This window comes from Actinoplanes sp. NPDC051537, from assembly GCF_055586105.1.
This window is the reverse complement of sequence record NZ_JBVJIU010000015.1, coordinates 103,480-116,230: the sequence shown is the minus strand read 5'-3', so window position 1 is coordinate 116,230 and position 12,751 is coordinate 103,480. Positions and strand designations below refer to the sequence as shown.

Annotated in this window: 13 protein-coding genes; 5 read left to right on the top strand and 8 right to left on the bottom strand. The window is 71.8% G+C overall.

Translation table 11 applies throughout. The features are described 5' to 3' along the window. Nucleotides 1–46 precede the first annotated feature (46 nt). Complete coding sequence (locus tag ACZ6TB_RS33105) at nt 47–2,194, bottom strand: ATP-dependent DNA helicase UvrD2 (protein ID WP_465561108.1); 2,148 nt, start codon at nt 2,192–2,194, stop codon at nt 47–49. 81 nt (nt 2,195–2,275) lie between these two features. Here ACZ6TB_RS33105 and ACZ6TB_RS33100 point away from each other — a divergent pair, with 81 nt between their 5' ends. Next, nucleotides 2,276–2,518: a mycoredoxin gene (locus ACZ6TB_RS33100; RefSeq protein ID WP_465561105.1), complete on the top strand. Its 243-nt coding sequence runs from the start codon at nt 2,276–2,278 to the stop codon at nt 2,516–2,518. Between the two features lie 10 nt (nt 2,519–2,528). Here the strand turns inward: ACZ6TB_RS33100 and ACZ6TB_RS33095 are convergent, their stop codons facing one another. The 6 genes from ACZ6TB_RS33095 to ACZ6TB_RS33070 form a co-directional block, all read right to left on the bottom strand. Beyond that, nucleotides 2,529–3,002 (bottom strand): hypothetical protein, encoded by a 474-nt coding sequence (locus tag ACZ6TB_RS33095; RefSeq protein WP_465561103.1) that lies wholly within the window; start codon nt 3,000–3,002, stop codon nt 2,529–2,531. 419 nt (nt 3,003–3,421) lie between these two features. Next, complete coding sequence (locus ACZ6TB_RS33090) at nt 3,422–3,898, bottom strand: hypothetical protein (RefSeq protein WP_465561100.1); 477 nt, start codon at nt 3,896–3,898, stop codon at nt 3,422–3,424. Nucleotides 3,899–3,918: 20 nt separating this feature from the next. After that, nucleotides 3,919–4,812 (bottom strand): phytanoyl-CoA dioxygenase family protein, encoded by an 894-nt coding sequence (locus tag ACZ6TB_RS33085; protein ID WP_465561098.1) that lies wholly within the window; start codon nt 4,810–4,812, stop codon nt 3,919–3,921. A gap of 102 nt (nt 4,813–4,914) precedes the next feature. Then, the gene (gene nudC, locus ACZ6TB_RS33080; RefSeq protein ID WP_465561095.1) at nt 4,915–5,868 is read right to left on the bottom strand and encodes an NAD(+) diphosphatase; all 954 of its coding nucleotides are present in this window, start codon (nt 5,866–5,868) and stop codon (nt 4,915–4,917) included. Beyond that, nucleotides 5,865–7,184 (bottom strand): M16 family metallopeptidase, encoded by a 1,320-nt coding sequence (locus ACZ6TB_RS33075; RefSeq protein WP_465561092.1) that lies wholly within the window; start codon nt 7,182–7,184, stop codon nt 5,865–5,867. Before ACZ6TB_RS33075 ends, nudC begins: the two co-directional genes overlap by 4 nt. Continuing rightward, nucleotides 7,181–8,488 (bottom strand): M16 family metallopeptidase, encoded by a 1,308-nt coding sequence (locus ACZ6TB_RS33070; protein WP_465561089.1) that lies wholly within the window; start codon nt 8,486–8,488, stop codon nt 7,181–7,183. The genes ACZ6TB_RS33075 and ACZ6TB_RS33070 overlap by 4 nt, the downstream gene beginning before the upstream one ends. Nucleotides 8,489–8,657: 169 nt before the next feature. Here ACZ6TB_RS33070 and ACZ6TB_RS33065 point away from each other — a divergent pair, with 169 nt between their 5' ends. Genes ACZ6TB_RS33065 through ACZ6TB_RS33050 form a run of 4 tightly spaced genes read left to right on the top strand, consistent with a single transcriptional unit; the run spans nt 8,658 to nt 11,855 of the window. After that, the gene (locus ACZ6TB_RS33065; RefSeq protein WP_465561086.1) at nt 8,658–9,065 is read left to right on the top strand and encodes an RrF2 family transcriptional regulator; all 408 of its coding nucleotides are present in this window, start codon (nt 8,658–8,660) and stop codon (nt 9,063–9,065) included. A 15-nt stretch (nt 9,066–9,080) separates the two neighbouring features. Further along, nucleotides 9,081–10,151 carry an ABC transporter substrate-binding protein gene (locus tag ACZ6TB_RS33060; RefSeq protein ID WP_465561083.1) on the top strand — a complete coding sequence of 357 codons (1,071 nt, stop codon included), beginning with the start codon at nt 9,081–9,083 and terminating at the stop codon, nt 10,149–10,151. A 14-nt stretch (nt 10,152–10,165) separates the two neighbouring features. Next, the gene (locus ACZ6TB_RS33055) at nt 10,166–10,942 is read left to right on the top strand and encodes an ABC transporter ATP-binding protein (RefSeq protein ID WP_465561080.1); all 777 of its coding nucleotides are present in this window, start codon (nt 10,166–10,168) and stop codon (nt 10,940–10,942) included. Then, a complete protein-coding gene (locus ACZ6TB_RS33050) occupies nt 10,932–11,855 on the top strand; it encodes an ABC transporter permease (RefSeq protein WP_465561078.1) in 924 nt (307 codons plus the stop codon). Before ACZ6TB_RS33055 ends, ACZ6TB_RS33050 begins: the two co-directional genes overlap by 11 nt. Here the strand turns inward: ACZ6TB_RS33050 and ACZ6TB_RS33045 are convergent. Then, nucleotides 11,852–12,739, bottom strand: a complete 888-nt coding sequence (locus ACZ6TB_RS33045) for a hypothetical protein (RefSeq protein ID WP_465561075.1) — start codon at nt 12,737–12,739, stop codon at nt 11,852–11,854. The two genes, ACZ6TB_RS33050 and ACZ6TB_RS33045, sit on opposite strands and share 4 nt — an antisense overlap. Nucleotides 12,740–12,751: the final 12 nt, after the last annotated feature.

Genomic DNA, 12,751 nt, shown 5'->3' with positions numbered 1-12,751 from the left:
CTGAGGCTATGCCTGCCCCTACGGCGAGGGCAAACGAATTAACGGACTAGTTTTCAAAGTTTTCTGACGCGCCCCGGGACGCCGCCTCATCGGGGGTCGCGCCACCCACCAGAGCGAAGACCGCCGGGCCGTACTGACCCAGCTTCCGCGGCCCGATCCCGGCGATCGCCAGCAGGTCGGCCGGCGTGCTCGGCCGGCGCTCGGCCATGGCCACCAGCGTCGCGTCGGTGAACACCACGTACGCAGGGACTTTCAGCCCGGCCGCGGTCTGCGCGCGCCACGTCTGGAAGCGCTCGAACAGGTCCTCGTCGAGGTCGGACGGGCAGGTCGGGCAGCGGCCCAGTTTGCGGTCGGCGCCGGCCAGCAGGGTGGCGCCGCAGATCCGGCAGGAGGCCACCTGCGAGCGCCGCCGGTCGGGTTTCCGACTCCGGTCGCCGGCCCGCTCGGTGGGCGACGTGCGCTCGAGCTGGGGCAGGAACCGGCAGGGACGGCGGGTCCGGCCGCCCGCGGAACGGGCCTGGCCGTAGGAGAGCCACAGGTATTGGCGTGCGCGCGTCACCCCGACGTAGAGCAGGCGGCGCTCCTCCTCCAACTGGGCCGGCGTCTTCGCGTACGTCGTGGGAAGCGTCCCGTCGGAGAGACCGACCAGGAAGACCGCGTCCCATTCGAGGCCCTTGGCCGAGTGCAGTGAGGCGAGCGTCACACCTTCGACCGTCGGCGCGTGCTGCTGCTCGGCGCGGCGGGCCAGCTCGTCGTTGAAGGCCGACAGCGTGACGTCCCGCTGCACCGCCCCGGCGTCACCGATCGGCACCAGGGTCGGCGCCTTCGCGTACTCCTCGGCCAGGGTCACCAGCGCGGCCAGCGCCTCCCACTGCTCGCGGGCCGCGCCCCCGGTCGGTGGCTGCTCCCGGGACCAGCCGGTCGCGGCCAGCGCGTCGACCACGGCCTGAACCAACGGCGTCTCGCCCGGCGTCGAGCGGACCGCGGCGCGCAACGCGATCATCGCCTGGCGGATCTCCGGCCGCTCGAAGAACCGCTCGCCGCCGCGCACCACGTACGGCACCTCGGCCTCGGCCAGCGCCTCCTCGTACGTCTCGGATTGGGCGTTGGTGCGGAAGAGGATCGCGATCTCGCTCGCCGTGGTGCCCGACGAGATCAGCTCGCGGCAGCGGCGGGCGACCGCCGCGGCCTCGCCCGCCTCGTCCGGGAAGATCTTCAGCTCGGGCTCGGCGCCGGGCGGCCGCTGGCCGATCAGCTCGAGCCGCAGCCGCGCCTCGTTGCCCCGCGCCTGCCGGATCACCGCGTTGGCCAGACCGACCACCTGCGGGGTCGAGCGGTAGTCGCGGACCAGCCGGACCACCACCGCGTCCCGGCGCAACCGCGGGAAGTCGATCAGGTACGACGCGGTCGCGCCCGTGAACGAGTAGATGGTCTGGCTCGCGTCGCCGACCACCGTGAGGTCGTCCCGGCCGCCGAGCCAGGCGTCCAGCAGCCGCTGCTGGAGCGGGTTCACGTCCTGGTACTCGTCGACGACGAAGTGCCGGTACTGATTGCGGATCTCCTCGGCGACGTCCGAGTGCTCCTCGATGCCCCAGACCGCGGCCCGCAGCATGTCCTCGAAGTCGATCACGCCCTGGCGCCGCTTGAGCGTCTCGTAGGCGGCGAACACCTCGGCGACCTTGGCCGGCTCGTGCGGGGGCTCGCGCAGCGCCTTGGCCGCGGCCACCGCGTACTCTCCCGGCTCGACCAGCGACGACTTCGCCCACTCGATCTCGCCGGCCAGGTCGCGCGCGCCGGTGCGGTCGGCCCGCACGCCGGCCCGGGCCGCGGCGAGGCCGACCATGCGGGCCTTGGACTCGAGCAGCTCGGGCATCTGCCGGCCCTCGAGCAGCCGCGGCGCGAAGTAGCGGACCTGGCGCAGGGCGGCCGCGTGGAACGTGCGGGCCTGCACGCCGCCGGCGCCGAGCGCGCCGAGCCGGGCGCGCATCTCGGCGGCGGCCCGCGCGGTGAACGTGACGGCGAGGATGTGCCGGGCGCTGACCTCGCCGGTGAGCGTGCGGTAGGCGATGCGGTGGGTGATCGCGCGGGTCTTGCCGGTGCCGGCGCCGGCCAGGATGCAGACCGGGCCGGCGGGCGCGGTCACCGCCGTCCGTTGCTCGGGGTCGAGCCCGGCCAGCACCGCATCAGTCCGCACAACAGGGAATCATGGCACTCGGGTCTGACGTTGTGCCGGAAGGCGGAGTGCCATGTGACCCATCCGAAGGGATCCTGACCGATGTTGACCATGTATTCGACGTCCTGGTGCGGCTATTGCCACCGGCTCAAGTCGCAGCTCGATCGGGCGGGCATCGCCTACGACGTCGTCGACATCGAGCAGGACGAGGCGGCCGCCGAGTTCGTGCAGAGCGTGAACGGCGGTAACCGCACGGTTCCGACCCTGCGTTTCGACGACGGCTCGGCGCTGACCAACCCGTCCATCGTCCAGGTCAAGGATCATCTGGCGACCCTCGCCGCCTGACCCCGGCTCGCTAGGCCGCGACGAGAGTCGCGGCCTTTTCCTCGGCCTCGGCGATGATCGCGTCGAGCTCGGCGTCACCCAGCGCGAGCTCGTCGGCAAGAGAAGCAAACAGCAGCAGATGTACGCCGAGAAGGACGCCCCCGTCGATGTCACCGGTCGGCACGATCTCGCCGAGGGCCGCGCGCACCAGCATCTCGGCGTCGAGCAACGGCAGCGCCGCGAGGGCGTGCTCGTGGACGGCCGCGGCCACGGTTCGGCTGATCTCGGCGAGGGCGGTGTCGGCCTCGAACCGTCGGCGCACGACCAGACCGAAAGCGATCTCCCAGACCCGGCGTGCCGACTCGTCGATCTCCCCGGCCGGCGACCCGAACCGGGCCGGAGCCTCGTCCCGCGCGGCTCGGCGCAGGTAGCGGCCCGCCTCGGTGACGATGACGCCGGCCGCGGGAACCGCACCCGGCGGCAGCTGACCGGAGAGCGCACCCATCCCCGGCTGCGCCTCACCCTCCGGCGCCGCGGTCGCCGGCTCCTGGTGTTCCGCGCCACGCTGCGACCGCCGCCGCGGCCGCTCCTCATCGCGAGGCGCCGCCGGCTCTTCATGCTCCGCGGCGGCCTGCGACCGCAGCCGTAGCCGACCCACCGGCTCCGCGCCGCCGTCCGATCGCGGCCGCGACCGACCCGCCGGCTCCTCGCGCTCCGCGCCACCCAGCGATCGCCGCCGCGAACGGCCCGCCGGCTCCGCTTCGCGAGGCGCCGCCGGCTCGTCGTGATCCGCGCCGCCCGGCGAACGCCGCCGCGACCGGCCCGCCGGCTCCGCCTCGCGCGGCGCCGCCGACGCGTCGGGGCGTGAGTCGTCGCGGTGTGCTTCGTTGTTCGGGTCGTGGCGCGAGCGGCGCCGGTTCTTCTTCACATCGTCCTCCGGCCGACGACCCGGTTGCGCGGCCGGTCGAAGCGGGCCACCCGCTGCTCGGCCTGGTCGACCAGCGCCAGCAGGTCGGCGGCGGGGATGCCCGGCGGCCGGGCCAGGTCGCCGACGACGTGGCAGATCAGCTCGAAGCGGCGCAGATCGGCCAGCCCGTGCGCGAGCTCCGGCTCGCCGATGGCCGCCCGGATCAGGGCCTCGGCCTCGCGGGCGAGCTCGCCGCCGGACGGGAGCGACCGGTAGTCCAGCAGGTCGCGCACGTAGCGCGTGACATCCCGCGGCTCACGCCCGACGAAGCTGCGGCGAACCGCCACGGTGAACAGCTCGCGCAGCAGCCGGACGGCCCGCGGCGAGTCGCTGAGACGAGACAGCGACCGGGCCGGGTACTCCTCCCCGAGTGCTTCGAGGATGAGCCGCCCGGCCGCGGTCGCCGCTTTGTCTAATGTCCCGGTTTGCCCCACATGCGGACTCTAACCGGTCCTTATGGGATGAGAGCCGGAATGCTGGAGTCGAGCAGGCCCCGCTCCTTCAGCGCGCCGTAGAGCGGCGTCGTCGCCGGGTAGTGGCCCCACGCGTGGTCGCCGGTGCCGTCGCCCTCGGGGCAGTGGCCGAGCAGCTGCTTCTGCACCGGGTTGAGCTTGTCGAACCACGGCTCGTTGGGCAGGTGCGCGGTCTCGTCGCGGCCGGCGATCCAGCGGTACGTGTACCCGAAGAACGCGCCCATGCGGGTGAACGTCGAGTAGTTGTCGGAGCGCGCGTGCCAGATGCGCCGGTCGAAGACGACCAGGTCGCCCGGCTTCGCGGTGATCTGGGTCGCGCCCTCGGGCTGCGGCCACGGAACGCCACGGCTCGGCGGGCCGGGCAGCCAGTTGGTCTTGTGGCTGCCGGGGATCACGGTGAAGTTGCCGCGGCCGGTCTCGCTGACGTCGGAGAACCAGAACGCCAGCTTCACCGAGAACATCGGGCGCGGGTCGGTCTCGATCTCCCGGTTCTGGCGGCCACCGTCCTGGTGCCAGTGCCACCATTCCTTCTGCTGCTCGTGGATCTGCGGGTGCACGTCCACGTGGGAGTGGTAGATGTGGGTGTTCCACCCCAGCATCGACCAGATGTACTTGAAGGCGACCGGGTGGTCGATCAGGTAGGCCAGCTCGGGGACGGACGTCACCGCGGAGAGCTGGTGCAGAGCGCCGGTCGCGTTCAGCCCGTGGCCACCGGGCTCCTGGGCCCGCTCGTAAGCGGCCTGGATCGCGTTGCGCCCGACCTCGATCTCGCTCTCACTGAGCACGCCGGGGATGACGAGAATGCCGTCCCGGTCGAACTGGGCGCGCTCGTCGTCCGTCATGGGCGCCCAGGCGGGCGCCTCCACCTGCGTCATCGAAAATCCACCTCTCGGTCTTTGTAGTTCGAGACGCAGCAGAGGCCCGTTTTGGTTACTGGTGAAGCGAAAAACTTTTCTACTTCGATGAAGACCGATGCGTTATCGGGTGAAACCACCCAACCAGGTCTCAATGAGGTAGAACGCGATCGAGGACCGCATCGGCAGGCTCATCCGGACGCCGGTCTCCGGGTGCACGAAGTCGCCGGCGATCATCTTGGCGATGTCGTCCCGGGTGAACCAGTGAGCCTCGTCGATCTCCTCGGGGTCGAGACGCAGCTCCTCGGCGGGGTCGGCGGTGGCGTGGAAGCCGAGCATCAGCGAGCCCGGGAAGGGCCAGGACTGGCTCCCGGCGTACGTCAGGGTGAGCAGTGGGATGCCCACCTCCTCGCCCACCTCGCGCAGCACCGCGGCCTCGGCCGACTCGCCGGGCTCGACGTAACCGGCCAGGCAGGAGAAGCGCGTCACGCCGTCGGTGACGGGCCAGGTGGCGTTGTGGCCGAGCAGGCAGCGGCCCTCCGGACCGGTCACGCCGTCGTGCACCAGCACGATCATCGCCGGGTCGGTGCGCGGCCACATGTCGTTGCCGTCGCTGTCGCGCCGCACCCAGCCGGCCTCGACCGCCGTGGTGGCCAGGCCGGTGCGCGGCGAGAAGCCGTGACTGGCGTGCCAGTTGGCGAGCGCGGCGGCCGTGGTGAACAGGCCCGCGTCCCGGTCGTTCAGCAGGTGGCCCACGTCGCGCAGGCTGACCACCCGCGCGCCCTCGACCTCGGGCAGCGGGGCCGCGACCGCCCACAGCGCGGCGCCCTCCGGGTCGACGCCGAGGAACCAGTGCTCGGCGCCCTCCGGCGCGTCGGCCGAGGGCACCAGCACGAGGCCGGCGCCGCCCTCGGGCCGGTCCTCGACCAGGGCCCGGCCGCCGCGCGGGTCGACGATCAGCACGAGGCCGCGGCTCCAGGCCTCGGCCAGCCAGGCCTCGTCGCGGCGACGCAGCCCGGAGCGGTCGAGCGTGCTACGGGCCAGCGGCGGGGTCGCGGGGAACTCGGGAGTGCTCACGCGTCGCCGCGCACGACCTGGGTGAGGGCGGCGAGCGGGGCCTCCACCTTCTCCGCGTCGCCGAGCACGACGGTTACCGCCTGGGTCGGCGCCAGGAAGCGCGCAGCGACCTCGGCCACGTCGTCCAGCGTCGCCGTGGCCAGGGCCGCCGAGTGCCGGCGCAGGTGCTCGAGGCGCAGGCCGAAGCTCGCGTACATGCTGGCCAGCCCGGCCAGCCCGGCCTGGGTCGACATGCCGAGCCGGAGCGTGCCCAGCGCGTACCTCCGGGCCTGCTCGAGCTCCTCCTCCGACGGCGGCAGGCTCGCTATCCGGCCCAGCTCGTAGAAGGTCTCGAGCAGGGACGGGCCGGTCACCTCGGTCGCGACCTCGGCCGCCACCAGCAGCGCCGAGCCGGCCAGGTAGTGCTCGATCGCGGTGTGCGGGCCGTACGTGTAGCCCTTGTCCTCGCGCAGGTTCTCGACCCAGCGGGAGGAGAAGTAGCCACCGAAGATCATGTTGGCGAGCTGAAGGGCCGCGTACTGCGGGTCGGTGCGGGGCAGCGCGGGCAGCGCCATCCGCAGCGACGACTGCACCGAGCCGGGCCGGTCGACCAGCAGCAGCGGGCCGGGCTCGAGCGCCGGCGTCTCCGGCACGGTCTCGTCGCGGCCGGGCCCGGTCCAGCTGCCGAGCGCCTTCTCGGCGGCGTCGATCGCCTTCTCCGGGTTGATGTCGCCGACCAGCACCAGCACGGCGCCGTCCGGGCGGACCCGGTCGGCGTGCAGGCCGCGCAACTGGGCCGGGCGCACGGCGCGGACCTGCTCCGGCTCGGGGGTCTGGATCGCGTACGGATGCTTGCCGTACATCCGCTTGAGCAATGCCGTCCGCGCGATGTGCGCGGGCTGGCTGAGCGCCACGTTGATGTGGTCGACCAGGCGGTCCCGCTCGGTGGCGACCTCGGCGTTCGGGTAGGCCGGGTCGGTCAGCACCGCGGCCAGGATCTCCAGCATCCGGTCGAGGCCGCTCGCCAGCGCGTTGCCGGTGACCAGCAGCCGGTCGGGGTCGAGGCCCGCGGAGAGCCCGCCGCCGACCGCCTGGAGCTCGGCCGCGATGTCCACGCTCGACATCGTGCCGGTGCCGGTGAACAGCGCCTGGGAGAGCAGCGTGGCCCGGGGCAGCGGCGCCTTGCTGAACGGGACCCGCAGCCGCAGCTCGACCAGCGGCACCGACGAGCGCCGGATCGCGATCACGGTGAGGCCGCCCGGCAGCGTGCGCTCGACCTGGCGGGGCAGCTTCAGCTTGGCGTCCGGCACGAGGTCGGGCAGGGTCTTGGCGGTCATGCGGTAACTCCCGGTTGGACCTCGACAACGGCACGGTTGTCGGGCTTGAGACTGGAGGCGGCGGCGATGATCTGCGCGTCGGTCACCTCGCCGACCAGCTTGGGCAGCTCGTTGAGCAGCTCGGGACGGCCGCGCTGGAGCTCCAGCACGGCCATCGGCAGCGCCCGGCCGAGCACGGCGTCGGTGTCGCGCAGCAGGTGGGTGGCGATGCGGGCCTGGACTCGCTCGAGCTCGCCCGGCGCCAGCCCGTCCTGGACCAGGCGGTCGAGCTCCTCGTCGGCGGTGCGCAGCACCTTCTCGGCGTCGCCGCCGGGCGGCATGTGCGCCTGCAGCAGCAGCGCCGTCGGGTTGCGCACCTGGAACTCGTCGCCCATGAAGCCGATGTAGCCGCCGATGCTGGTGACCGAGCGGTCGCGCTGCACCAGACGCTCGACCAGCCGGGACGCCTCGCCGTCGGTGAGCACCTCGGCGAGAACCACGTACGGCAGGTAGTCCTCGAAGGCGGCGATCGGGTCCGGCACCCGCCAGGCGGCGGCCACGCCGGGCAGCGGGGCGAGCCGGTCGGTGTAGACGTCGCGGCGCTCGCCGTCGAGGCTGGGCTCGTCGAAGTCGGGCAGCACGGGCGCGGGCCGGGCCGGCACGTCGCCGAAGTGCCGCCGGATCATCGCGGTCGCCTCGGCCACGTCGAAGTCGCCGGCGACCGCGAGCGTGGCGTTGCCGCTGGCGTAGTACCGGTCGAAGAAGGCGACCGCGTCGTCGACGGTGGCGGCCTCGAGGTCGCCGAACGAGCCGTAACCGTCGTGGGAGTTGGCGAACGTCTCGAACATCACCGGCGGCAGCTTCAGCCACGGGAAGCCGCCGTACGGCCGGTTCAGGACGTTGACCCGGATCTCCTCCTTGACCACGTCGATCTGGTTCAGCAGGTTTTCCTCGGTGAGGCGGGGCCCGCGCATCCGGTCGGCCTCGAGGAAGAGCGCCCGCTCGAGGGCGCCGGCCGGCAGCACCTCGAAGTAGTCGGTGTAGTCGAGGTGGGTGGAGCCGTTGAAGGTGCCCCCCGCGCCCTGCACGTGCCGGAAGTGAGCGAGCTTCTCCAGGTTTTCCGAGCCCTGGAACATCAGGTGCTCGAACAGGTGGGCGAAGCCCGTGCGGCCCTCCGGCTCGGAGCGGATGCCCACGTCGTAGACCACCGCGACGCCCACGACCGGGGCGCTGCGGTCGGGCGTGAGAACCACCCGCAGGCCGTTGTCCAGGGTGAATCGCTCGACCGGGTACTTCGTTGCGGGGATCTTGCTTCTGCGCGCCACGGACTGACATTAGCGCGCTGCGTGTTCACCTGCGCGACTGCAGGTCACCGATCACCGGGCGCTTCCCGCCATGCGGTCGCGGGTTGACGAGCCTTTCCCACCTCGTCCATTATTCCCATGCAACAGATAGAGAAAGCAGAGTTTCGGACGGCGAGGAGGTGAGCGGATCGTGTACGTCTCGGCGCGGACCGATTACGCCGTACGGGCCATGCTCGCCATCACGGCCGAGCAGCCACATCTGGTCAAGGCCGCCGAGCTGGCCGCCGTCCAGGACATCCCGCTCAGCTTCCTGCAAGGGATCCTGCTCGACCTGCGCCGCGCCGGCCTGCTGCACAGCCACCGCGGGGTGGACGGCGGCTACGCCCTGGCCCGCCCGGCCGGCGAGATCACGGTGGGCGACGTGGTCCGGGCCGTGGGCGGCGCGCTGACCACCGTGCGGGGACTCCCCACCAGCACCACGACCTACCACGGCGCCGCCACCGGGCTGCGCGACGTGTGGGTCGCCGTCGAGGAAGCCATCGAGGGCGTCGTCGACCACAAGACCCTGGCCGAACTCTCCCCGCTACCCAGCCAATAGAACCTAGGAGTGAGCATGAGCTCCCGCACCGTACGTGCGCTCGCCCTCGCCGCCACCGCCCTGATAGCCGCGACCGCCCTCACCGCCTGCGGTGACGACAAGGACAGCGCCGCCGCCTCGGGTGGCAGCGCGGCCGAGGCGTCGACGATCAAGCTCGGCTACTTCCCGAACATCACCCACGCGCCCGCTCTCATCGGCGTCGACAAGGGCTTCTTCCAGGAGGCTCTGGGCAGCACCAAGCTCGACGCCAAGACGTTCAACGCCGGCCCGGCCGCCCTCGAGGCGCTGCTCTCCGGCGCGGTCGACGCCACGTACATCGGCCCGAACCCGGCGATCAACGGGTGGTCGCAGTCGAAGGGCCAGGCCCTGAAGATCATCGCGGGCAGCACCTCGGCCGGCGCCGGTCTCGTGGTCAAGCCCGGCATCAACACCGCGGCCGACCTCAAGGGCAAGAAGCTCGCCACGCCGCAGCTGGGCAACACCCAGGACGTCGCGCTGCGCGCCTACCTCAAGCAGAACGGTCTCAACGCCGACGCCCAGGGCGGCGGCGACGTCTCGATCCTCCCGCAGGACAACGCGACCACGCTGCAGGCGTTCGCCCAGGGCGCGATCGACGGCGCCTGGCTGCCCGAGCCGTACTTCAGCCGGCTCCAGCTCGAGTCCGGCGCCAAGGTCCTGGTCAACGAGAAGGACCTGTGGCCGGGCGGCGAGTTCGTGACGACCCACCTGATCGTCTCGCAGCAGTTCCTGAAGAAGTACCCGGGCACGGTGAAGAAGCTCCTCCAGGGCCATCTGAAGGCGCTCGACTACATCAAGACCGACAACGCGGGCGCGCAGGCGGCGGCCAACGAGCAGATCAAGGCGCTGTCCGGCAAGGCGCTGAAGGACAACGTGCTCGCCGCGTCGTTCAAGAACCTCAGCTTCACCGCCGACCCGATCGCCTCCTCCCTGTTCACCAGCGCTCAGCACGCCCAGGACGTCGGCCTGCTCAAGCCCGTCGACCTCAAGGGCATCTACGACCTCGGTCCGCTGAACGAGCTGCTCAAGGCGGCCGGTCAGCCCGAGGTGAGCGACGCCGCGGCCTGAAACGAGGGATCACCATGAGCCTCCTGGAACACACCGACGTCCGTACCGATGCGGTCGTCCGCCTCGAGAACGTCTCCAAGCAGTACGGGTCGGGCAACGGCGCGCTGCTGGCGCTCGACCACGTCTCGCTGACGGTCCGGCAGGGCGAGTTCGTCTGCCTGCTGGGCGCCTCCGGATGCGGCAAGAGCACGCTGCTCTCGCTGGTCGCGGGCCTCGACCGGATCAGCGGCGGCAACCTCGACATCGGCGGCCGGCACGTCTCGCTGATGTTCCAGGAGGCCGCCCTGTTCCCCTGGCTGTCCGTCGCCGGCAACGTCGAGCTGCCGCTGCGGTTGCAGGGCGCCGGCAAGGCCGAGCGCCGGAAGCGGGCCGAGGAGCTGCTGGAGATCGTGCGGCTGAGCGGCTTCGGCCACAAGCGGCCGCACGAGCTCTCCGGCGGCATGCGCCAGCGCGTGGCCCTCGCCCGCGCGCTGGCCCAGAACGCCGACATCCTGCTGATGGACGAGCCGTTCGGCGCACTCGACGCGATGACCCGCGACATCCTGCACGACGAGCTCGAGCGGATCTGGCGGGAGCAGGAGCTCACCGTCCTGTTCGTGACCCACAACGTGCGCGAGGCGGTGCGCCTCGGCGACCGCGTCGTGCTGCTCAGCAGCCGGCCCGGCCGGGTGATCGAGGACTTCCCGGTCACCCACAACCGGCCGCGCCGCATCGACTCGCCCGAGGTGTCCGGCCAGGCCGCCGAGATCACCGACCGGCTCCGCGCGGAGGTGGCCCGCCATGCCAACTAAGTTCCCGTCCGCCCGCGCCGGGCTCGAGGGTCTGGCCGGCGAGACCGCCGGCCCGGTCGCCACGTCGGAGCAGGCCAACGAGGTCTCCGGCCTCGACGCGCTCGAGCTGGCGCCCAAGAGCGACAAGGGCACGGTCGGCAAGCGGATCTGGCGCAGCGCCTGGCCCAAGCTGCTGGCCATCGCGATCGTGCTGCTCGTCTGGCAGATCGTCGTGTGGTCGCACTGGAAGCCCGACTACGTGCTGCCCGGCCCGGCCACCGTCTTCGGCGACCTCGGCGGCGTGCTCACCGACGGCGGTTTCTGGGACGGCGTACGGCTGACCCTGACCCGGGCGCTGACCGGTTTCGCGCTGGCGGTGCTGATCGGCACCGTGGTCGGCGCGGCCGTCTCCCGGTTCGCCCCGTTGCGGGCCGCCATCGGCTCGCTGATCACCGGCCTCCAGACGATGCCGTCGATCATGTGGTTCCCGCTGGCGATCCTGCTCTTCCAGATCAGTGAGAGCGCGATCCTGTTCGTGGTCGTCATCGGCGCCGCGCCGTCGGTGGCCAACGGCCTGATCAGCGGCATCGACTACGTGCCGCGCACCTGGCTGCGGGTCGGGCAGGTGCTGGGCATGAAGGGCGTCGCGAAGTACCGGCACCTGATCCTGCCGGCGTCACTGCCCTCGTTCATCTCCGGCCTCAAGCAGGGATGGGCCTTCTCCTGGCGGAGCCTGATGGCGGGCGAGCTGCTGGTCATCGTGCCGGGGGCGCTCTCCATCGGCGTACGCATGCAGCAGGCCCGCGATTTCTCCGACTCGAGCCTGGTGATCAGCTACATCATCGTCGTCCTGGTGATCGGCATCCTGATCGACGTGGTGTTCAACGCCGCCGACAACGCCCTGCGCAAGCGCTGGGGTCTCACGGGAAGCTAGAACACCCGCACCGACTTCATGACGTCGTCGACCACGTAGTCCCACTGCTTGTGGGTGCCGGGGATCGACACGTACAGGACCGCCGCCGTCGGCCTGCCGACGTCGATGACCGCCACCGCCGAGAGCTCGTCGGTGGCGGTCAGCCCGGCCTCGTGGAAATGCAGGCGGAACTGGCTGAGGTAGGCCGGCCGCCCGCCGATCGTGGTCAGCCCGTCCTTGATCCGCTCCAGCGTGTTGGGCTGCGGGTAGTACTCGGCCCGCACGTCCGCCGCCACCTGCTGCCCCACACATTCGAGGTTGAGCGTCACCGCGTCGTTGTCGGCCGCCGGCACCGCGGCCGACAGGATCGACGCGTGGTACTCGCCGCCGCGGTAGGTCTCGGTCACGAAGTGCTGGCCCATCTTGTACGGCACCTCGAGCGTCCCGGCCCGCCACACCGTGGTCCACGGCACCCAGGGCGCCCCGTACGCCTTGTAGGAGATGCCGGCGTCGGTGTCGGTCGTGCGGGCCCCGGTCGCCGGCGGCAGGGCGCTCGGCGTCTGCGTGGGCGCCGGGCTCGGCGAGCCGGTCGGCGCCGGGCAGGCCTGGGCGAGCGGCGGCCGCACGTCGGTCGGCGCCGACGCCTTGCTGCGGAACGGGTTGCCGTCCGAGGAGAAGACCAGCGCCAGCAGGATCGTCAGACCGATCGCGAGGATGCCACCCGCGACGCCCGCGAAGATCCGGATCTGCCGCCGGCGACGCTTCGGGCCGTCCGGCTTCGGTGGAGCCTCCGGAGGCGGGGGCGGCGGCGCGAGCAGCGAACCGGCCGATCCCGTCACCATGCCCGAGGCGAACCGGTCGCCGGGCCGCTGCCAGGCGAAGGTCTCCGGGTTCGGCTCAGACATGAATCCCAGTGA

Coding starts and splice junctions, on each gene's coding strand:
- ACZ6TB_RS33045 (WP_465561075.1), bottom strand. CDS start 12,739: ATGTCTGAGCCGAACCCGGAGACCTTCGCCTGGCAGCGGCCCGGCGAC.
- ACZ6TB_RS33055 (WP_465561080.1), top strand. CDS start 10,166: ATGAGCCTCCTGGAACACACCGACGTCCGTACCGATGCGGTCGTCCGC.
- ACZ6TB_RS33100 (WP_465561105.1), top strand. CDS start 2,276: ATGTTGACCATGTATTCGACGTCCTGGTGCGGCTATTGCCACCGGCTC.
- ACZ6TB_RS33075 (WP_465561092.1), bottom strand. CDS start 7,184: ATGACCGCCAAGACCCTGCCCGACCTCGTGCCGGACGCCAAGCTGAAG.
- ACZ6TB_RS33095 (WP_465561103.1), bottom strand. CDS start 3,002: ATGGGTGCGCTCTCCGGTCAGCTGCCGCCGGGTGCGGTTCCCGCGGCC.
- ACZ6TB_RS33050 (WP_465561078.1), top strand. CDS start 10,932: ATGCCAACTAAGTTCCCGTCCGCCCGCGCCGGGCTCGAGGGTCTGGCC.
- ACZ6TB_RS33060 (WP_465561083.1), top strand. CDS start 9,081: ATGAGCTCCCGCACCGTACGTGCGCTCGCCCTCGCCGCCACCGCCCTG.
- ACZ6TB_RS33085 (WP_465561098.1), bottom strand. CDS start 4,812: ATGACGCAGGTGGAGGCGCCCGCCTGGGCGCCCATGACGGACGACGAG.